This window comes from Pseudonocardia sp. ICBG1142, assembly GCF_020496255.1.
In the GTDB taxonomy this organism is placed as follows: domain Bacteria; phylum Actinomycetota; class Actinomycetes; order Mycobacteriales; family Pseudonocardiaceae; genus Pseudonocardia.
In genome coordinates, this window is the sequence record NZ_JAHLJC010000032.1 from 130,398 (window position 1) to 151,310 (window position 20,913).

The 20,913-nt window shown below is 74.7% G+C and carries 13 protein-coding genes and 1 pseudogene; all 14 read right to left on the bottom strand.

The window, feature by feature from the left end; genetic code table 11:
• Positions 1 to 22: 22 nt before the first annotated feature.
• The 14 genes and pseudogenes from KPL59_RS30945 to moeZ all read right to left on the bottom strand — a co-directional run bounded on the left by KPL59_RS30945 (position 23) and on the right by moeZ (position 20,861).
• Complete coding sequence (locus KPL59_RS30945) at positions 23 to 865, bottom strand: putative protein N(5)-glutamine methyltransferase (RefSeq protein WP_226351378.1); 843 nt, start codon at positions 863 to 865, stop codon at positions 23 to 25.
• Positions 866 to 867: 2 nt separating this feature from the next.
• Positions 868 to 1,575 (bottom strand): sirohydrochlorin chelatase, encoded by a 708-nt coding sequence (locus tag KPL59_RS30950; protein ID WP_226362939.1) that lies wholly within the window; start codon positions 1,573 to 1,575, stop codon positions 868 to 870.
• Positions 1,572 to 2,762, bottom strand: a complete 1,191-nt coding sequence (locus KPL59_RS30955) for a uroporphyrinogen-III synthase (protein ID WP_226351376.1) — start codon at positions 2,760 to 2,762, stop codon at positions 1,572 to 1,574. The genes KPL59_RS30950 and KPL59_RS30955 overlap by 4 nt, the downstream gene beginning before the upstream one ends.
• Before the next feature lie 106 nt (positions 2,763 to 2,868).
• Positions 2,869 to 3,306, bottom strand: coding sequence for a nitrite reductase small subunit NirD (gene nirD, locus KPL59_RS30960; RefSeq protein ID WP_226351375.1), 438 nt, complete (start codon positions 3,304 to 3,306; stop codon positions 2,869 to 2,871).
• A pseudogene (nirB, locus tag KPL59_RS30965) lies at positions 3,303 to 5,850 on the bottom strand (nitrite reductase large subunit NirB). Before nirB ends, nirD begins: the two are co-directional and overlap by 4 nt.
• A 134-nt stretch (positions 5,851 to 5,984) precedes the next feature.
• The gene (locus tag KPL59_RS37300) at positions 5,985 to 9,440 is read right to left on the bottom strand and encodes an AAA domain-containing protein (RefSeq protein WP_226362940.1); all 3,456 of its coding nucleotides are present in this window, start codon (positions 9,438 to 9,440) and stop codon (positions 5,985 to 5,987) included.
• Positions 9,441 to 9,536: 96 nt separating this feature from the next.
• Positions 9,537 to 10,976, bottom strand: coding sequence for an FAD-dependent oxidoreductase (locus KPL59_RS30975; protein ID WP_226351371.1), 1,440 nt, complete (start codon positions 10,974 to 10,976; stop codon positions 9,537 to 9,539).
• 283 nt (positions 10,977 to 11,259) lie between these two features.
• On the bottom strand, positions 11,260 to 11,637 hold the full coding sequence (locus KPL59_RS30980) for a hypothetical protein (RefSeq protein ID WP_226351370.1): 378 nt from the start codon (positions 11,635 to 11,637) through the stop codon (positions 11,260 to 11,262).
• A gap of 144 nt (positions 11,638 to 11,781) precedes the next feature.
• Positions 11,782 to 13,983: a molybdopterin oxidoreductase family protein gene (locus KPL59_RS30985; protein ID WP_226362941.1), complete on the bottom strand. Its 2,202-nt coding sequence runs from the start codon at positions 13,981 to 13,983 to the stop codon at positions 11,782 to 11,784.
• A gap of 3 nt (positions 13,984 to 13,986) precedes the next feature.
• On the bottom strand, positions 13,987 to 15,360 hold the full coding sequence (locus KPL59_RS30990) for a NarK/NasA family nitrate transporter (RefSeq protein ID WP_226362942.1): 1,374 nt from the start codon (positions 15,358 to 15,360) through the stop codon (positions 13,987 to 13,989).
• A 131-nt stretch (positions 15,361 to 15,491) separates the two neighbouring features.
• Positions 15,492 to 16,301, bottom strand: coding sequence for an NAD(P)-dependent oxidoreductase (locus KPL59_RS30995; RefSeq protein ID WP_226362943.1), 810 nt, complete (start codon positions 16,299 to 16,301; stop codon positions 15,492 to 15,494).
• Position 16,302: 1 nt separating this feature from the next.
• Positions 16,303 to 17,130: a TIGR02569 family protein gene (locus KPL59_RS31000; RefSeq protein WP_020623762.1), complete on the bottom strand. Its 828-nt coding sequence runs from the start codon at positions 17,128 to 17,130 to the stop codon at positions 16,303 to 16,305.
• Positions 17,131 to 17,291: 161 nt separating this feature from the next.
• The gene (locus KPL59_RS31005) at positions 17,292 to 19,391 is read right to left on the bottom strand and encodes a hypothetical protein (RefSeq protein WP_226362944.1); all 2,100 of its coding nucleotides are present in this window, start codon (positions 19,389 to 19,391) and stop codon (positions 17,292 to 17,294) included.
• A 297-nt stretch (positions 19,392 to 19,688) separates the two neighbouring features.
• On the bottom strand, positions 19,689 to 20,861 hold the full coding sequence (gene moeZ / locus KPL59_RS31010) for an adenylyltransferase/sulfurtransferase MoeZ (RefSeq protein WP_043277550.1): 1,173 nt from the start codon (positions 20,859 to 20,861) through the stop codon (positions 19,689 to 19,691).
• Positions 20,862 to 20,913: the final 52 nt, after the last annotated feature.

Sequence of the window (20,913 nt, forward strand, 5' to 3'; positions counted from 1 at the left end):
GTCGCCGACCGAGACACCCCGGTCAGCGGGGAGCGCGGCCCTGCACCCAGGTCGCGCCGCGGTCGTCGTCGGTGCCGATCCGGGCGGTGAGCCCGTGCGCGGTGAACACCTCCGCCAGCACCGGCGCCTGTGCGGTGCCGGTCTCGATGAGCAGCGTCCCGCCGGGAGCGAGCCACTCCCCCGCCCCGGCGGCGACGCGGCGGGCCGGGCCGAGGCCGTCGGCGCCGCCGTCGAGCGCGGCGCGGGGCTCGTGGTCGCGGGCCTCCGGGGGCATCGACGCGATCGCGCCGCTGGGTACGTAGGGGGTGTTCGCGACGAGCACGTCGACCCGGCCCCGCAGCCGGCCGGGGAGCGCGGCGAACAGGTCGCCCGTGTGCACCGTCCCGATCCCGGCCAGGTTCGCCGCGGCACAGGCGGTGGCGACCGGGTCGGCGTCGGCCGCGTGGAGATCGACGGCGCGGGAGTCGGCGGCGCGACTGTCGGCGACATGACGGTCGGCGCCGTGACGGTCGGCGGCGGCCCGGCGGGCGACGGCGAGGCCCAGCGCACCGCAGCCGCAGCAGAGGTCGACCACCAGCGGTCGGTGCCCGGGAGCGAGGGCCGGCAGGGCGGCGACGGCCGCGTGCACCAGTGCCTCGCTGCGACGGCGCGGCACGAACACCCCGGGGGTGATCCGCACCCTCAGCCCGTCGAAGTCCACCCGGCCCAGGACGTGTTCCAGCGGTTCACCGGCGATACGACGCCGTACGAGTGCCTCCCGCTCCGGGCCGTCGGCCGCGGTCGCGAGCAGCGCCGCCTCGTCCTCGGCGAACACGCAGCCCGCCGCCCGCAGCCGGGCGACCAGGTCCGGGTCGGGCCGGGGCACGGTCAGGCGGCGAGCACCGCGGCGGCCCCGGCGGCGTAGCGCTTGAGGACGGCGGCGACCACGTCGTCGTGCACGCCCAGCGGGTCGGCGACGACGTCGGCGCCCGAGCCGAGCAGCCGTGTCTGGAAGACACCGGGTGCCAGCAGCCAGGACGCGACCGCGACCCGCTGTTCCCCGGCGTCGTGCAGCCGGGCGACCAGCTCGGCCACCGACGGGCTGCCGGTGGCGGCGAACCCGACCGGGACGGGACGGCCGACCCGGCGGGCGAGCATCCCGGCGCTCGCGTGCACCTGGGCGACCGCGGACGGGTCCGACGAGCCGGCCGCGGCGAGGACGACGGCGTCGCCGTCGCGGTAGCCGGCCGTGCGCAGCCGGTCCAGGGCCGCTGCGGCGAGCAGCGGGTCGGGCCCCATGGAGCGGGTCACCGCGAACCGGGCCGGGTCGGCGCCGGCCTCGGCGAGCTGGGCGGGCAGGTCGGTGCGCACGTGGTAGCCGGCGGCGAGGAACGCGGGGACGACGACGGCGCCGTCGTGGCCGCGGTCCCGCAGCCCGATCACGGCGTCGACGACCTTCGGACCGCGGACGTCGACGTAGCAGATCTCGACCTGCGGGCCGCGTGCGGCGACGGCCTCGGCGAGCGACCGGATCACCGCGTCGGCGGCGTCGGAGCGCGACCCGTGCGCGACGAGCAGCAGCGGGAGTCCGGTCACCGGGTCACCTCCGGGTCCTCGGCGCAGTGCGCGCCGTGCTCGGGTTCCAGTGCGAGCCGGTAGCCGCGGCGCACCACGGTCTGCACCAGGCCGGGGACACCGAGTGCGGCGCGGAGCCGGGCGATGGCGTTCTCGACGGCGTGCTCGTCGCCCGCACCACCGGGCTGCGCGGCGAGCAGCTCGGCACGGGACACGACCCGGCCGGGCCGCCTGGCGAGCAGCCGCAGCAGCGCCATCGGCGTCGGCGGGAGCGGGCAGAACCTGCCGTCGACGAGCACCGCGTGTCCGCGCAGCTCCAGCTGGTGGCCGCCGACCGGGAGCCTGCGGGCACGGGCCGGGGCGACGGACTCGCAGGTCCGCACCATCGCGCCGAGCCGGGAACGCTGCGGCTGCACGGTCGGCACGTCGAGCGCCTCCAGCGGCGCCGCGGTGACCGGGCCGACGCACAGCGCCAGCACGGGGCCGCGCAGCGCGGTGAGGAGCTCCTCGCGCAGACCCCGCTCCCCGGCACGGGCGAGGATCCCGGCCGCGGCGGGGGCGCTGGTGAACGCCAGGACGTCGATCCCGCCGGCCAGGGTGGTGTCGATCAGCCGGTCCAGCGGGGCGAGGTCCAGCGGCGGCGCCCACCGGTAGACCGGCACCGTCACGACCTCGGCGCCCGCCATCTCCAGCGCGTCGACGACGTCGGGCAGCGGCTCGCCGTGCAGCTGCACAGCGATCCGGGTCCCCTCGACGCCGCGGTCGAGCAGGTGCTCCAGCACCTCGGCGGTGGACTCCGACTCCGGGGACCAGGCGTCGACCAGGCCCGACGCGCGGATCGCGCCGCGCGCCTTGGGCCCGCGGGCCAGCATCTCCGACCGGCCGAGCGCGGCGAGCAGCTCCTCGCCCAGCCCCCAGCCGTCGGCGGCCTCGATCCAGCCGCGGTAGCCGATCCCGGTGGTCGCGACGGTGATGTCCGGTGGTGCCGCGACGAGCTCGCGGGTGCGGCTCTCCAGGTCGGCGTCGTCGGCGAGGGCCACGATGCGCAGCGCGGGCCCGTGCTGGACGGTGGCGCCGCGGCGCTCCAGCATCGTGGCCAGCTCCTCGGCGCGCCGGGCCGCGGTGATCCCGACGGTGAACCCGGCCAGCGGTGGCACCGCCGCCGCGTCGGGCGCGGCGGCGACGTCTCGTGCGGCGGATCGGGTCACCGGTTCTCCGTTCCTCCGATGTCCCGGCCGGCCGGCGCTGAGGACGCGCGGAGATGGCCGGGAGCGTCGCGGGTGGTGGTGGGCACGACGGTACGGGAAGGGGCGTTCACCGTAGCCCGACCTGCAGCTCCTCGCCCATCACCCGGACCACGAACGCGGGCAGGCTCACAGCGTCGCCCTCGTCGGCACCCGCCAGGCAGCGGCCGTCGCGCAGGGCGAAGACCTGCTTGTACAGCGGCGAGGCGACGGTCGGCTCGCCGCCGCGGTCGCCGACGATGCCGCGGGAGACGACCGCGGCCCCGGTGAACGGGTCGATGTTGCCCAGTGCGTACACCGAGCCGTCGGCGAGACGGAACAACGCGACCTGGGTGTCGCCGACGAGTGCGGCGACCCCCCGGCCGGGCTGCAGCCGCTCGACCGGGCAGACCGTGAGCCAGCCGGTGGGCTCGGTCCCGGCCGGGGCGGGCGCGGCGGTCGTGGTCGCTCCGGTGCTGGTGGCGGTGGTGGTGCTGGTGCTGGTGGACGCGTCGAGCTGGGTGCTCATCGGGAGGACACCTCCGGGAGGCCGATCAGGACGGGCTCGTCGGGACGGCCGGGGGCGGGGACGTTCTGTCCCCGCTCCTCGACGAAGCGGACGGTGGGGTCGGGGGTGTCGGGCGCGTTGACGAAGGACACGAACCGCTCCAGCTTCTGCGGGTCGGCCAGGACGCCGGCCCACTCGTCGGCGTAGGAGTCGACGTGGCGGGCCATCGCGGCGTCGAGCTCGGCACAGATGCCGAGCGAGTCGTCGACGATCACCGCGCGCAGGTGGTCCAGCCCGCCCTCCATCGCCTCGATCCACGGCGCGGTGCGCTGCAGCCGCTCGGCGGTGCGGACGTAGAACATCAGGAACCGGTCGATGGTGCGCACGAGCGTCTCGGTGTCGACGTCGGAGACGAGCAGCTCGGCGTGACGCGGGGTGAAGCCGCCGTTGCCGCCGACGTAGAGGTTCCAGCCGTGCTCGGTGGCGATCACGCCGAAGTCCTTGGAGCGGGCCTCGGCGCACTCGCGCGCACAGCCGGAGACGCCGGACTTGAGCTTGTGCGGGCTGCGCAGCCCGCGGTAGCGCAGCTCCAGCTCGACGGCGAGGCCCACCGAGTCCTGCACGCCGTAGCGGCACCACGTCGTGCCGACGCAGGACTTCACGGTGCGCAGCGACTTGCCGTAGGCGTGTCCGGACTCGAACCCGGCGTCGACCAGGCGTCGCCAGATCGCGGGGAGGTCCTCGACGCGGGCGCCGAACATGTCGATCCGCTGCCCGCCGGTGATCTTGGTGTAGAGCCCGAAGTCGCGGGCGACCTCGCCGATCACGATCAGGCCCTCGGGGGTCACCTCGCCACCGGCGATCCGCGGGACCACCGAGTAGGTGCCGTTGCGCTGCATGTTGGCGAGGAAGTGGTCGTTGGTGTCCTGCAGCGTCGCGCGCTCACCGTCGAGGACGTGCTCGTTGTAGAGCGACGCGAGGATGGACCCGACCACCGGCTTGCAGATGTCGCAGCCCGAGCCGCGGCCGAAGCGGGCGACCAGGTCGGAGAACGACCGGATGCCGGCCCCGGCGACGATCTCGAACAGCTCCGCGCGGGAGTGGTCGAAGTGCTCGCACAGGGCCTTCGAGACCTCGACACCCTGCTGCTCCAGGATCCGGGCCAGCGCCGGGACGCACGAGCCGCAGGTGGTGCCCGCGCGGGTGCACGCCTTCAGCTCCGGCACGGTGTGCGCGCCGTCGGCGATCGCCGCACACAGAGTGCCCTTGGTGACGGCGTTGCACGAGCAGATCTGCGCGGAGTCGGGCAGCGGCGACGCGTCGGGCTCGGCCCCGCCCTTCGAGATGAGGGTGACCGGGTCGTCCGGCAGCCGGGACCCGACCAGCGGGCGCAGCGAGCCGTAGCGCGAGGCGTCGCCGACCAGGACCCCGCCGAGCAGCGTGGACGCGTCGTCGGACACGACCAGCTTGGAGTAGGTGCCCTCGACCGGGTCGTTGACGACGATCTCCAGCGCGCCCTCGGTCGTGGCGTGCGCGTCGCCGAAGCTCGCGACGTCGACGCCGAGCAGCTTGAGCTGGGTGGACATGTCCAGCTCCTCGGGCGTCATCCGGGCCTGCCCGCCGAGCAGCCGGTCCGCGACGACCTCGGCCATCGCGTAGCCGGGCGCGACCAGGCCGTAGGTGCGGCCCTCCAGGGCGGCGCACTCGCCGATCGCCCACACGGCGTCGTCGGAGGTGCGGCAGCGGTCGTCGACCCAGACCCCGCCGCGTTCGCCGACCGGCAGGCCGCAGTCGCGGGCGAGCTGGTCGGAGGCGCGGATGCCCGCGGAGAAGACGACGAGGTCGGCGTCGAGCTCGACGCCGTCGGAGAGCGTCCCGACGAGCCGACCGCGGTCGGCGGACACCGCGGACAGCGACACCCCGGTCCGCACGGCGATGCCCTGGGCGGTGACCAGCCGCTTGAGCAGCGCGCCGCCGCCCTCGTCGACCTGGACCGGCATCAGCCGTGGCGCGATCTCGACGACCTGCGGCGACAGCCCGAGCAGCCGCATCGCGCGGGCCGCCTCCAGGCCGAGCAGCCCGCCGCCGACGACGATCGCCGACGGCCGCCCCTTGCGAGCCGGGTCGTCGGCCTGCCGCCGCGGCGGCCGCCTTGATCGCGTCGAGGTCGTCGAGGGTGCGGTAGACGAAGCAGCCGGGCAGATCCTTGCCGGGCACCGGCGGGACGAACGGGTACGAGCCGGTGGCGAGCACCAGCGCGTCGTAGGCCAGGGTGCGGCCGGACGCGGTGGTGACGCGGCGGACGTCGCGGTCGATCGAGGCCACGGCGTCGCCGAGGTGGTAGGTGACGAGCGGATCGCTGCGCAGGTCGTCGTCGTCGAGGCGCAGCTCCTCCTCCGACTTGCCGTCCACGTAGGAGGACAGGGCGACCCGGTCGTAGGCGCGGCGGGTCTCCTCGCCGAGGACGGTGATCTCCCAGTCCCCCGCGGTGTCACGGTCCCGGACGGCGGCGACCAGGCGGTGGCCGACCATGCCGTTCCCGACGACCACCAGGTGGCGGCTCATGTGCATCTCCTCCGTCACGATCGCTCGGGAACGACGGTAGGAACGCGGGATTACACGGGGACTGTGCGCGATTGCAGCGCCGTTACGAGGTCCTCATTCCGGGTGGCGTCCCGGTGTGAGATGCGGGCTCGTCATCAGCGGACGCCGAGGTGCTCAGCGGCTGTCGACAGGTAGGGCATCGCCGACCAGGCCTGGCGGTCCCCGATGACACAGAAGCAACGCTGCGCCCGGGTCACGGCGACGTTGACCAGGTTCGGCGCCGAGGTGACCCACCTGCGGGCGCCATCGGAGCCGCCGCCGAGCACGAGGACCACGGCTTCGGCCTCGATACCCTGCACCGAGTGGAGGGTGCCGACCTTCACCAGATCGTCCTCCGTCGGCTCCTTCAGCCGCTTCGCGTCACGGCGGAGCCGACCGGCTGCAGCCCACCGGACGTCAGTGAACGGCGTGACGACGCGGATTCCGGAGACCGGCAGCTCCCTCCGGAGCTTCGTGACCACATCGGCGAGCATCTCGATCTCCTCCTCGACGACATGTCCCCGCGCCTGGCCGCGGACGTCGAACCACACGCTCGGCAAGGGGAACTCGCCGATCCGTTGCGGGGTGCCGAACACCATCGGGGTGTGGCCATAGGCGATCGTGTTGGCGATGTCGAACATCGGCCCGCGTAGCGGGGCGCCGATCCAGTCGTCGGTCGCCCGGGCTGCCGTCGGGTCGCGCGGGGGCACCCGCCGGCCGAACCGGTTGAGCCGGTCGGCGGCGGTCTGCGCGGAGCGCGCATCGGGGAGCCACTGCTCGTCGACGGCGAAGTGGCGGGCCAGAGCACGTTGAGCCGGACGGGGAGTGGTCACGATCGGTTCCAGCTGCATCGGATCGCCGATGATCACCGCGCGCCGACAGCGTGACAGCCCCCCGACCACCGACTGCGCGGTCGCCTGGCCGGCCTCGTCGACCACCAGCCAGCCGAGCGCATCGACCTCGACGCGATCGAACAGGCGCGGCAACGACGCGAAGGTCGTGGAGACGACGGGGACGGTGAGGAACAGGCCTTGCCACGCCGCAAGAACCGCTGCGGGTGGCATCCCGCCCGGACCCGCGAGTACCCGGCCGGCGGTGATGAGCATGCGCCGGAACCGGGTCGGCGCACCCAGGACGAATGCCTTGTGCAGGGTCAGCGCCGCGAGGAACAGCTCCGACCGCGCCCGGTCCAGCTCCGGATCCGCCCAGGGGGCGGTCAGCTCGAAATCCGCGTCGTCGGCGTCGGCGACGGGTGGCAGCGTCGGCGCCGTACGCACGATCTCCTCGGCGCGCGCGAGATCGCCCCGCATCGTCGCGTGCTTCCGGTCGAGCCCGGTCAGCTGCTCTTCGGCCTGCGCGGTCGCGGCCCGGGCCGCGTCGAGCTCGGTCTCCGCGGCTTCCCACTGCTCTCGCGCGGTCCGCTGCCGTCCACGCAGCTCGACGCCGTCGGCGTACCAGCTGCGTCGGACCGCCCACATGCTGAACAGAGAGTCCCAGAAACCAGGCTTGCCCGCGACGTGACGATCGAGATCGGCCGTGGCGTCGTCGAGCCGGGCTCGCAGCCGGGATGCCCGGTCGGCCGCCGTCCGTTCCTCCCCGCGGCGCGCCGCGACGATCTCACCCTGGGCTCGCAGCTCCCGTTCGGCCGAGGTCGTCGCGTCGCGCAGCTCCGGCAGAGCGGAGACGGCGGCCGCGACCGCTGTCTGGGCTGCCGTACGTCGCGCGACCTCGTCGCATGCCGCCCGGAACCGTCGACGGGCCTCGGACCAGGACGGTCCCGACGCCGAGCCCGTCGTCAACCGGTTGAGAAGGCCGACCCGCCGGGGCGCCGGTGCGCCTCCCTTGGGGCGGGGCGCTCCATCACCGTGCAGGACTCTGCTGGTGAAGGCACGGTTGTTGCTCCGGTTGCCCAGCGCCGCGGCGACGAGTCCCCAGGACGGGCCTTCGAGCAGATCGTCGGTGAGCTCGGGAAAGTAGTCGCACCGGTCACGCGCATCGAACTCCGCGGCCACCGCCTTCGCCCCCGGGATCTCGTGGGTGATGTTCTTCGCCGCGTCGTTGCCGTTCGTCGCGACGACCACCTCGAAACCGGTCAGCTCGGGCCGCAGCAGATCGATCTCGCGAAGCTTCTCCCCGTCGTCGTAGGTCAGCACGCCGCCGAATCCGTCGGAGGGCCGCTCGAGGGTGGCGAGGACCTTCGCCCGGTCGACCACGAGCGCGGCGATGAGGTCGCGGATCAGCGTGGTCTTGCCCGTTCCGGGTGGGCCGTTGACCGCGAACAGCCCTGACGAGCTGGACAGCTCGGCATGGATCGCGTCGACGGCGAACTGCTGTGCCATCGCCAGGGGGCGGTCGCTCTCCGTCGGCCACCGGCCCGCGGGCTTGCACTCAGGGCCGACCAGCTTCAGGACCTCGTCGCGGTGGTCCTGCACGTCGCGGCGCCGCTCGTCATCGATGTCGGCGTCGGCCGTGAGGTAGTCCCGCAACGCGCGGCCTGCCCCGCCGTCGCGCAGCAACGCCGCGATCCGGTCCAGGTCGTCGGCGATCATGCTGTTGAGCAGGGGCGCCTCCAGCGGCCGCGGCGGGCGGTCGGGACGCCGTCGCCGCTGCCAGCACTCGACCCGGATCCCGGCCGGCTGCAGGACGTCCGCGATGCCGAGCGCGGCGGAGAGTTCCCCCACGAACTCGGTCAGTTCCGTCGCGGTCAGGTCGTGCATGGTGACCCGGTGGACGGGCGTCGGTACGGCCGAGCCGCCGGCGGGCTCGGTGTCCCCGCGCGGCCCGGCTGCCCGGCGTGCGGTGAGCACCTTCTCCACGAACTTCCCGGCCACTCCTCCGGCGATGGTGCCGATCAGAGGACCCGCGATCGTCCCGACCACGGGTCCCACGAGCGCCCCCATCGCCGCGGTGACGATCCCGTCGACCCCGGTGCCGGCGGACTTGGCCCCCTCATCGAGCGCATCGCGAGCCGCGGAGGTGACCTGTGTGCGGACCGCGGCACCCGCACGCGAGACGACCGACCGGTCGGTTCGCCCGCTGTCCCGCGCCGGCGGGACGGCGGACGGGGGTGACACGACGGGAGGGTCGCTCAACCCGGTCAACGCCCGCCGGAGCGCGCTCTGCTCCCGTGCCAGACCGTCGAGCCATTGCGCTGAACCCGGCCCTGGGGAACGGAGCCTGCCGGTGGCCCACGCGGCGCTGGACAGCACCGGGGTATCCGGCCCGATGACCCCGTCCGGGCCGACGACGAAAGCGATGACCGCGGACGTGACGCCCTGCGCCCGGGTGCCGGCGGTGTAGGGCGACTCGGGGCCGAACGCCGAACAGAGCTGGTCCACCACTCGGGCGGCCTCGTACAGACCGAGGTAGACCGTGTAGCACCATTCGTAGTCGGACCGGATCGGCCGTCGTTGTACCGGGTGCTCGGGTTGCCACGGCAACAGTCCGTCCGAGGCGACGTCGACGACCACCCGCGGCTGCTCCTGCACCGGATCGGGCACCTTCTGCACGTCGAACAGCTCGACGGCCCGCCAGAACCCCACGATGTCCGACGCCCGTCCGCTCGAGCCCACGCTGTACCTCCCGGTGACCGTCCACCCGGGATCGTAGATCAGTCAGGGCACTCACCGGAACGGAACGACTACATTCGGTGCCCGGCGGACGGGGCGTCAGGCGACCTGGACCTCCGGCGGGTCGATGTCGGCCAGCCAGTCCCGGATCCCGCAGACGACGTCGCGGCAGCTCCCGCAGCCGGTGGCGGCCCGGGTGCGCCGCGAGAGCGCGTCGACGTCGTGGGCGCCCGCGCGCCAGGCGCTGACCAGGGTGTTCTTGGTGACGCTGTTGCAGCGGCAGACCACGGCGGTGCCCGGCATCCGGACGGGGTCGGTGGCGGAGGACGCCTCCCCCGGCAAGGCCCGGCCGAGCAGCAGCGCGAGCCGGTCCTCGGGGGCCGGGGCGCCGGAGTCGTACAGCTCGGTGATCATGGCCGCGGCGTCGGGGAGTCCCATGAGGACGGCCCCGACGACGCGGTCGTCACGCAGCGCGAGCACGCCGTAGCGGCCGCGGCGTGGGTCGGAGACGCGCAGCTCCTCCTCGCCCGCGGTGGGGTCGCCGAGGGCGGCGAGGTCGATGCCGCGGGCCTTGAGCCGGGTGACCGGGCGGGTGCCGCGGTAGCGCGCGGCGGGGTCGGTGCCGGTCAGCAGGTCGGCGAGGACGGCGGCCTGCTCCCAACCGGACTGCACGAGCCCGCCCGGGGCACCGGCGTGCTGGGCACAGTCGCCGACGGCGTGCACCCGGCCGTCGTCGGTGGCGAGGCGGTCGTCGACGAGGATCCCGCGGTCGACCGCGAGCCCGGCGTCGGCGGCCAGCCCGGTGTTCGCGCGCACCCCGGCGGCGACGACGACGTGGTCCGCGGCGACCCGGGAGCCGTCGTCGCAGTCCAGGCCGGTGTCGGGATCCCAGGCCTTGGCCCCGACGCCGCAGCGGACGTCGACGCCGAGCCCACGCAGCGCGGTCGCGAGCACGTCTCCGGCGCCCGGGTCGAGCTGGCGCTCCATCAGGTGGGTGCGCGGGTGCACCAGGGTGACGGCGACGCCGCGTCCGGCGAGCCCGCGGGCGGCCTCGACCCCGAGCAGCCCGCCCCCGACGACGGCGATCCGCGCGCCCGGCACCGCCACGTCGAGGATGCGCTCGCAGTCGTCGAGATCGCGGAACAGGCTCACACCGCGGGTGGGCACGTCGCGGTCGCCCGCGTCGGCGAGGCCGTCGACCGGCGGGAGCCAGGCCCGGCAGCCGGTGGCGAGGACCAGTTCGTCGTAGGGGTGGGTGGTGCCGTCGGCGGCGTGGACGACGCGCGCGGCCCGGTCGAGCTTCGTCGCCGCGACACCGGTGTGCAGGTCGACGCCGTCGACGACGGGGAGCGCGACCATGGCGGGTCGCAGCCCGCCGGCGAGCACGGTGGACAGCAGCACCCGGTTGTACGCAGGGCGGGACTCCGCGCCGAGGACGGTGAGCGACACCCGCTCGCCGTCGGGGTCGCGCCGGCGGACCTCCTCCACGAAACGGGCACCCACCATGCCGTGCCCGATCACCACCACGCGCCTGCTCATGCCATCGACGGTAGGAATGGGGGGTTACGAGGGGAACGCCCGCCATTGCACGGGCGTTACGAGGTCCTCATTCTCGGCGGGCGCAGACCGTGAGCCGGGACCCACCCACCTCGGCGCCCGTGCCGGGACCGACGAGGCGGGCCGAGGGCGTGCGAGGTGCGGCGGAGCCCGTGCCGGGTGCCGCGGCCACCAGGGGATCGACCACCGCAGGGTCCTCCCGCCGTGCGGGACTCGGCAGCCCGCGCGAGGTGGGCGGGGGCAGCGGGGCGAACGCGGACGGGGCTCAGCGGTCGAGGACGGCGGAGACGCGGCCCGCCCAGCGTTCGTGCGCCGATTGGCGGGTGATCCCGGCGGCGCGGCCGATCGTCTCCCAGCTGGTCCCGAGGCGCCGCAGCCCGACCAGCTGCGGCAGCGGGTCGAGGCCGGCGGCCAGGGCGATCCGGAACGCGGCCACCTGCCAGGCGGTCTCGCGACGGGCCGGACCGTCGGTGCCCTGCTCGGCGTCCCACTCCGGCGTGCCGGGCAGCGGCGGGGGCCCCGCGACGGCGTCGGCGCGGCGGTCCAGCTCGGCGACCGCCGCAGCGGTGACGGCCCGGGCGGCCTCGGTGACGTCGACGACGAGGGCGTGGTCGAGGGTCGTGCGGTGCTCGGATGCGGGCATGCTCGTCAGGGTAACCCTGACGAGACACGGTGTCCGCCGGATTCCCGGCGCCGGCCGACGCGGTGCTCCACGGCCCGCGCGATGATCCGTTGTTCGCGCGATGATCCACGGTCCGCGCGCGTCCGGACGCGCGCGAACGACGGATCAGCGCGCGGACCGGCTCGCTCGGGCGGCGGCCCCGGCGCCCACCGGGAGCGCCGGGGCCAGGCCGTCGGTCGCGACTCCGGCGGCGTCAGCGGCTCCGGCGGTGTCAGCGGCTCCGGCGGTGGTGTCCCGCCCGGTCCCGGCGGGTTCCAGCCGCACCGCGGCCACCTTGAACTCCGGCATCCGGCTCACCGGGTCCAGGGCCGGGTTGGTGACGTTGTTCGCCGCCCCCACGCCGCCGAAGTGGAAGGGCAGGAACACCGTGTCCGGGCGCAGCGTGGCGACGCAGCGGACGCGCGCCGTCGTCGTCCCGCGGCGGGACACGACGTCGGCCAGGTCGCCGTCGCCGAGACCGTGCCGGGCGGCGGTGTCCGGGTGCACCTCCACGAACACCTCCGGCGACACCTCCGCCAGCTCGGCAACCCGGCGGGTCTGCGCGCCGGACTGGTAGTGCACCAGCACCCGGCCGGTCGTCACGGTCAGCGGGAATCCCTCGTCGACACCCTCGTCCGGTTCGACGTGGTCGACCGGCAGCATCCGGGCACGTCCGTCGGGGTGGCCGAAACGCTCGGTGAACAGCCGCGGGGTGCCGGGATGGTCGTCGGCGGGGACCGGCCAGTGCAGCGCCTCGCCCGCGTCGAGCCGGTCGTAGGACACGCCCGCGTAGTCGGCGATCCCACCGGCCGAGGCGCGCCGCAGCTCGTCGAACACGGCCCGCGGGTCGGCGGGGAACTCCCCCGGCGCGTCGAGCGCCGCGGCCAGCCCCGCGATCACCTCCAGGTCGGTGCGCACCCCGGGCGGCGGGGCGAGCGCGCGACGGCGACGCAGCACCCGTCCCTCCAGGTTGGTCATGGTCCCCTCCTCCTCGGCCCACTGGGCGACCGGGAGCAGGACGTCGGCGCGCATCGCGGTCTCACCGGGCAGCACGTCGGCGACGACGAGCAGGTCCAGCGCGTCGAGCCGCTCGGCGACGGCGCGGGCGTCGGGCGCGGAGACGAGCACGTTCGAGCCGAACACCAGCAGCGCACGCGGACCGCCGGGGCGGCCGAGGGCGTCGAGGAGCTCGACGGCGCTGCGGCCGGGCCCGGGGATCGAGGTCTCCGGCACCCCCCACACCCGTGCGACGTGCGCGCGGGCGGCCGGGTCGGTGATGTGCCGGTAGCCGGGCAGCTGGTCGGACTTCTGGCCGTGCTCGCGCCCGCCCTGGCCGTTGCCCTGCCCGGTGATCGTCCCGAACCCGGAGCCGGGGCGGCCGGGCAGGCCGAGCGCCAGCGACAGGTTGATCCACGCCGCGACGGTGTCGACGCCGTGCGCGTGCTGCTCGGCACCACGCGCGGTGAGCACGTAGCGCCGGGTGGACTCCGCGAGCCACCGCACGACGGTGCGCATGTCGGCGGCGGCGACCCCGCAGACCCGCTCCGCGCGCTCGGGCCACCACTGCGAGGCGATCGCCCAGACGTCGTCGAAGCCGGTCGTGCGTTCGTCCACGTAGGACAGATCGAGGTGTCCGTCGACGACAGCGGCGTGCAGCATCCCCAGCGCCAGGACCAGATCGGTGCCCGGGCGCGGCGCCAGGTGCAGCCCCCCGGAGGCGAGCGCGCGCTCCGCGGTCGGGGTGCGCCGCGGGTCGACGACGACCAGTCGCGCCGCGGTCAGGTGCGACATCAGCGGCGGCATGGTCTCGGCGACGTTCGCCCCGGCGAGGACGACCAGCTCGGCGTCGTCGAGGTCGGTGACCGGGAACGGCAGCCCACGGTCGACGCCGAAGGCCCGGTTGCCCGCGGCGGCGGCCGAGGACATGCAGAACCGGCCGTTGTAGTCGATCTGACTGGTGCCCAGCGCGACCCGGGCGAACTTGCCGAGCAGGTAGGCCTTCTCGTTGGTCAGCCCGCCCGCGCCGAACACCGCGACCGAGTCCAGCCCGTGCTCGGCACGCAGCGCGGCGAGCCTCGCGGCGACGCCGGCCAGGGCGTCGTCCCAGCCGGTCTCGACGAAACCGGTGTCGCGCGAGGCTCTGACCAGCGGCGACGTCAGGCGTTGCGGATGGGTGAGCAGAGCGCCGGAGGTCCAGCCCTTCTGGCACATGCCCCCGGCGTTGGTCGGGAACTCACGGGCGTCGACCTCGCCGGACGGGCCGACCCACTGCCCGCACTGCAGGGCGCAGTACGGGCAGTGGGTGGCGGTCCGGTCGTCCGGACCCACGGTTCAGACCCGGGCCATCGCGGCGGCGTCGGTGCTCCCGACCAGGGCCGGGCGCGGCCGCAGGTAGACGGCCCAGGTGACGCCGATGCACAGGACGTAGAAGACCAGGAAGCTCCAGAACGCGGGCGTGCCGGACTGGACCGTCATGAACGACTGACGGAAGGCGAGGCTGATGAACAGCCCGCCCAGAGCGCCGACCGCGCCGGCGATGCCGATGACAGCGCCGGACAGCCGTCGCGCGGTGTTGAAGGAGGTCTCCCGGTCCGCGCCCCCGGCGATCGCGACGCGGGCCCGGCCGGTGAAGATCGCCGGGATCATCTTGTAGGTCGACCCGTTGCCGACACCGGACAGCGTGAACAGGGCGATGAAGCCGATGGTGAACAGCGTCAGCGACTCGATCCCCGAGGCGAAGATGATCACCAGGGTGGCGACGGCCATGCCGACGAAGTTCCACAGGGTGACCACGGCGCCGCCGAACCGGTCGGCGAGCTTGCCGCCGTAGGGCCGGGTCAGCGACCCGATGAGCGGGCCGATGAAGGTGACCGCGGCGGCCTGCAGCGGGGTCCGGTCGAACTGGTTCTGCAGGACCAGGCCGAAGGCGAACGAGTAGCCGATGAACGACCCGAACGTCCCGATGTAGAGGAACGACATGATCCAGGTCTGGCGGTCGCGGCAGGCCTCGGTGAAGGCGCCGGTGTCGTTGGACATCGCGGCGATGTTGTCCATCCGCTTCCAGGCGAGGAACGCCGAGATGACGATGAACGGCAGGTAGATCGCGAGCAGCACCCGCGGGTAGCCCGCACCGAGGGTGGCGATGACGAGCAGGCCGAGCAGCTGCGCGACCGGCACGCCGAGGTTTCCGCCGCCCGCGTTGAGGCCCAGCGCCCAGCCCTTCTCCTTCTCCGGGAAGAACGCGTTGATGTTCGCCATCGAGGACGCGAAGTTCCCACCGCCGACACCGGCGGCCGCGGCGACGACCAGCAGCGTCGTGTACGACACGCCCGGCTCCAGCACCACCATCGCCAGGATCGTGGGCACGATCAGCAGCGACGCCGCGAAGATCGTCCAGTTGCGGCCGCCGAAGCGGGCGACGGCGAAGGTGTAGGGCAGCCGCAGGATCGACCCGACCAGCGTCGGCACCGCGACCAGGAAGAACTTCTGCGCCGCGGTGAACCCGCACTCCGGCCCCATGAACAGCACGAGGACCGACCAGATCGTCCAGATCGAGAAGCCGATGTGCTCGGAGAAGATCGACTGCCAGAGGTTGCGACGGGCGATGGCCGAGCCGGTCCGCTGCCAGAACCCCTCGTCCTCGGGGTCCCAGTGGTCGATCCAACGGCCGCCGATGCGGCGCCCCGGGGTGGAGGTGGTGGTCACGGATCGGTCTCCTGATCGCCGGCGGTCACGTCGTCGACGACGCTAGGGAGCCCCAGTTTCCGACGGGTGGCCCCACGTGACACCCCCGAAACGCTTATCTCACACGGGAGCCGCGACGGCTGTGAGCCGCCTCAGCGCATCGGGACGCCGAGCGGGGCGTCGCAGAACGCGCCGCCCACCCGGTGGTGCACCGGGTCGGCCGGGTCCGGCGGGGGGCCGTCGAGCAGGTCCGCGGCGTGGACCTCGGCGTCGTCGCGCGGGTGGTAGCCGATCGCGGCGCCCTCCTCGAGCGACCACCAGCGACGGGTGTTGGCCGACACTCCCCACACGACGTGGTGCCCTCGGGTGCTCGGGTCGACCGCCGCCTCGACCAGGCGGGCGGCGTCGTCCGGGGACAGCCAGGTCGCGAGCATCCGGGCGTTCGACGGCCGCGGGAAGCAGCTGCCGATCCGCGCGGAGACCACGGTCAGGCCGAACCGCTCGTGGTAGAGCCTGCCCAGCCCCTCCATCGCGTGCTTGGACCAGCCGTAGTAGGTGTCCGGGGCGTGCCCGACGGTCGCCGCCAGCGGGACGCCGTCGTCGCGGGTGCGGAAGCCCACGGCGTGGTTGCTGGACGCGAGCACGACGGTCCGCACCCCCGCGGCGACCGCCGCGTCGAGCACGGCGCGGGTCCCCTCGACGTTGACGGCCAGGATGTCGTCCCAGCCCGCCTCACCGCTGATCCCGGCGAGATGGACGACGGCGTCGGCCCCGTCGGTCGCGGCCGCGACCGCGTCCCGGTCGGTCACCGAGCCGGTGCGGACCTGCTCGCCGGGGCCGGCCTGCAGCTCCGCGGTGTCGAACAGGCGCAGGGTCCGGCCGTCGCGGGCCAGCTGGGGACGCAGTAGCGTCCCCATGTTCCCCGCGGCTCCGGTGAGCAGCAGCGTGCCGGGAGCGGACACCTCAGAGCCGGCGGCTGACCAGGCTCGCGACCCGCTCGATCCCGGCCAGCGACTCGGCCGTCGCGTCCGGGTGCTGGGCGTGCAGGGCCAGCCGGTAGAGCACCGCGCGCAGCAGCGACTGCGGCCACTCGGGCAGCTCCGACCAGCGCTCGACCAGCTCCTCGTCGGCGCCGCCCCAGGCCACCGCGTCGACGACGACGACCGCCGCCGCCCACTCCGCGGGCCGCCAGAACGGCACGAGGTCGAGTACCGCGGGCCGCCCCGTCGGGTCGAACAGCATGGCTCCGAACAGCTCGCCGTGCACGACCTGCGGGGTCAGCCGGATCGTGCGGCGGTGCGCGGCGAGCTCGGCGAACAGCCGACCGCCGGTCTCGGGGTGCAGATCCAGCCGGCGCTCGCCGAACGCGGCGGCGGCGGACCGGGACAACAGGTCGTCGCGGTCGTCGAGCAGGCGCGGGCGCAGCACGGTCGCGGTGGCGGCGTGCAGGCGCAGCGAGGCGGCGACGACCTCGTCGTGCCGGGGCTCGGGGACGCCGGGCACGTGCCGGGACGCGGCCCAGCCGCCCACGACCCACCGGCCGTCCGAGCTGCGGACGGGGCGGGCGAGGCGGACACCGTCGACCTCGAGGTTCTCCAGGACCGTCGCCGACCAGGCGGCGACGACGTGGTCGGACACCGGCCGCAGCAGCACCTCCCCGCACTGCCAGGCCCGCTGGCCCGCCCACACGACGGGACGGGGGGACGTCTCACGCACCCCGAAGGCGGTGCGGACGTGCTCGGGCAGGACGCTCGCGGCCGGCGCGGTGGCGAGCGTGCGGGCAGCGGTCACAGCGGGGACGGTACCCGCGCCACCGGCTCACGTTCGTCACGCCACGCCCGAACCGCGCGTCGCGCCACGACCGATCGGGTGAACGGCGGGCCGATCGGGGCTCCCGCACGCACGACCAGCGTGGCCGGCTCCGCACGGAGCCGGCCACGGGAGACACCCCACTACCAGGAGCTGCCGCCGCCGGAACCCGATCCGGAGTCCGAGCCGGAGTCCGAGTCCGAGCTGGATCCCGAGTCCGAGCCCGACGACCGCGACCCCGAGGACCCGGAGTCCGACGACCGGGATCCCGACGAGCCGGAGTCCGACGACCGCGACCCCGACGAGCCCGAGTCCGACGACCGGGACGACCGCGAGCCCGAGGACCCCTGGTCGGAACCCCGATCGGAGGACTGCGAGGCGGACGACCGCGAGCCGGAACCGTCCGAGGAGCTGCCAGACGAGCTGCCCGAGGAGCTGCGCGAGGACTGGCTGGAGCCGGACCCCTCCGAGCCGCCGCCGGAGCGCGAACCGGAGGACCCGGTGCGCTCGGCCATCTGCTCGGCCGCCTGCCGGTCGGCCTCCGCCAGCACCGGCGCGGCCGCCTCCGGTCCCAGGGCGGACTCGACGTAGGGCCCGGCCACGGCGGTGACGATGCCGCCGGAGCCGCCGGAGCCGCCGGCCCCCTGCGCCCCCGAGCCGGACCGCTCCGTGCCGACCCCCTCCGACGGCGCGACCGACGAGGGCGCGCTGAGCACGGGCGCGCTGGGCGCGCGCAGGGTGGTCTCCGGCGAGGCGGCCGCGGGCGCGGCGGGCTCCTCCCGCGGAGCGGGGGTGGACGGGCGGGGGGCATCGTCGGAGGAGCCGGAAGCGGAGTCGCCGCCGGAGCGGGCGCCGGCCCCGGGGCCGCCGGGATTCTTCCCGGTCAGCCCGCTCGCGACGTCGTCGACGCCCTTGCCCACCGACTCGGCGGCGTCCCCGACACCCCGTGCGGCGGCGCCGACGCCGTCGCCGAGCTTCTTCACCGGCCCGTCGGACGACGCCGGTGCGACCTCGGCCCGGTTCGCCTTCTTCCCCGCGTCGGAACCGGCACCGGAACCAGCGCCCGAACCAGCGCCCTCCCCGGGGCTCGGCGCGCCGCCGGCCAGGTTGGCGACGCCGTCGGCGGCACGGGACACGGCACCGCCCAGCTTCTCCCCCGGCCCCGCGTCCCGGCCGGCTGCGCTGCCCGGGCCACGGGCCGAGGCACCCTCCGGCCCCTCGGCGCGCGGCCGGGTCTCGTCCAAAGGGCCCCGCGGGTCGGGCGGCCCGGCGGTACCGACGTCGGCGCGCTCGCGGTCCCCGCCGGTCTCCCGGCCACCGGCCAGGACCTCGGGGTTGCGGCGCACGCCGGACGGCTCCGGGGGCGCGGGGTCCTCGCCGCGGGCGAGGGCCAGCACGTCGTCGGAGACCTTCTCGGTCTCGTCGCCGTCACCGGGCAGGGGGGCGGTGCGGGCCCGGTCGATGCCGTCGTCGATGGCGGCCAGCCGCTCCGCACAGGCGTCGCGGTTGCGGGCACGCAGGTCGCGCTGCTCCTCGAGCGACGCGGCCGCGGCCATCTGGTCGGGGGTCCGACGGGTGGCGGGCGGCAGGGCGGCGACGATCCGGTCCATCTCGGCGAGCTGCTGCTCGGCGGCGGCCAGCGCGTCCACGGCGTCCTGCCGGGAGCTGTAGACCTGCAGCTGGGACTGCAGGGCGGCACGCTGCTGGAGCAGGGTGTCGCGCTGCTGCTGCAGCTTGGCGACCGCGACCGGGGTGCGCTCCGTCTCGTGCGCGGACGCCTGCCAGGTCCGTTCGCTCGCGTTGAGGGTCCCGAGCTTGTCGTCGAGGGCCGCCAGCGCGATCCGGGCCTGCCCGGCCCACTGGTCGGCGGTGCGGTCCTGCGGCGCCGGGGTCCCGGTCACCGACGGCGAGGTCGCCAGCGCGTATCCGCCGAGGAGCACGGCCGTCGCGCCGATCAGGGCCAGCGTGCGCCGGTGCCGCAGCGGGCTGCGCGGGACCCGCAACGGTCCGGGGCGGTCCGGGCCCGACGACGCGGCCGGGCGCGCCGCGACGAGCCGGGTCGCCGTCCGCTGGGCGGGCACCGCGGGCTCGTCGACCTCGACGGCCTCGGGCTCGCGCAGCCACGGCAGCGTCTCGGCGAGCTGCTGGTCCCCCGCCGCCTGCGCCGCGGCCCGGCGGGCCTGGCGGGCCGCCAGCCGGTGGGCGGCCGAGCAGTAGCGCCGCTGTGGGCGGTCTCCGGACACGTCTCCGGTGGGCTCCAACGGTGCGTCGCACCCCTGTAGGGCGCATGTGCGCAACGAGTGGTCCACCGAGCGTCCTCCCGATCCTGGCGATCGCGTGCATCCCCATGTCGCGGCGATCGGCGGGAATGTTTCGCCCAACGGGCGAACAGCAGGGTCGAACGGGCCATGTTCACTCGGACGGTCGCGTGCGATCGATGAGCGGTCACCCTGTGCCACATCGGGAACCGCGACGGCCGCCGTCCCGGGTGTACCGGTGACGGCGGCCGTCGGTGTAGTGCGGAGCGGGTCGGACCGTGGTCAGTAGGTGGGCTGCGACGGGTCGATCTGCTTGACCCAGGACAGCACCCCGCCGCCGACGTGGACGGCGTCGCGGAACCCGGCCTTGTGCAGCGCGGCGAGGGCCTCGGCGGACCGGCCGCCGGACTTGCAGTGCAGCACGACCGGCTTGTCCTGGGCGATCTCCGAGAGCGCGGCGCCGGACAGGATCCGGTCCTTCGGGATCAGGACCGAGCCCGGGATCCGCACGATCTCGTACTCGTGCGGCTCGCGGACGTCGATGAGCTGGAAGTCCTTGCCCGCGTCGATCATCTGCTTGAGCTCGCCGACGGTGATCGTGCTGCCGGCGGCCGCGTCCTGGGCCTCCTGCGTCACGGTGCCGCAGAACGCGTCGTAGTCGATCAGCTCGGTGATCTTCGGCGTCTCCGGGTCCTTGCGGATCTTCACCTGACGCCAGGTGGTCTCCAGCGCGTCGTAGATCACCAGGCGGCCGAGCAGCGGCTCACCGATGCCGGTGAGCAGCTTGATCGCCTCGTTGACCATGATCGAGCCGATCGAGGCGCAGAGCACGCCCAGCACGCCGCCCTCGGCGCAGGACGGGACCATCCCGGGCGGCGGCGGCTCGGGGTAGAGGTCGCGGTAGTTCAGGCCCTGCCCGTTCGGGGCGTCCTCCCAGAAGACCGAGGCCTGGCCCTCGAAACGGAAGATCGAGCCCCAGACGTAGGGCTTGCCGAGCAGTACCGCGGCGTCGTTGACCAGGTACCGGGTGGCGAAGTTGTCGGTGCCGTCCAGGATCAGGTCGTAGTCCCGGAAGACGTCCAGCACGTTCTCGCTGGTGAGGCGCTCGTTGTGCAGGCGGACGTCGACGAAGGGGTTGACCTCGCGGATCGAGTCGCGGGCCGACTCGGCCTTCGGGCGGCCCACGTCGGACTGCCCGTGGATGACCTGACGCTGCAGGTTCGACTCGTCGACGACGTCGAACTCGACGATGCCGAGGGTCCCGACACCGGCGGCGGCCAGGTACAGCAGGGCGGGCGAGCCGAGGCCGCCCGCCCCGACGACCAGCACCTTCGCGTTCTTCAGGCGCTTCTGCCCGTCCATCCCGACGTCGGGAATGATGAGGTGGCGGCTGTACCGCTCCACCTCCTCCTTGGTGAGCTCGGCTGCCGGCTCCACCAGTGGCGGTAGCGCCATCTCGTCCACTCCTCGCGGGTTGCGTGCGGGTCTCAGGGCGTCTCAACGCGCC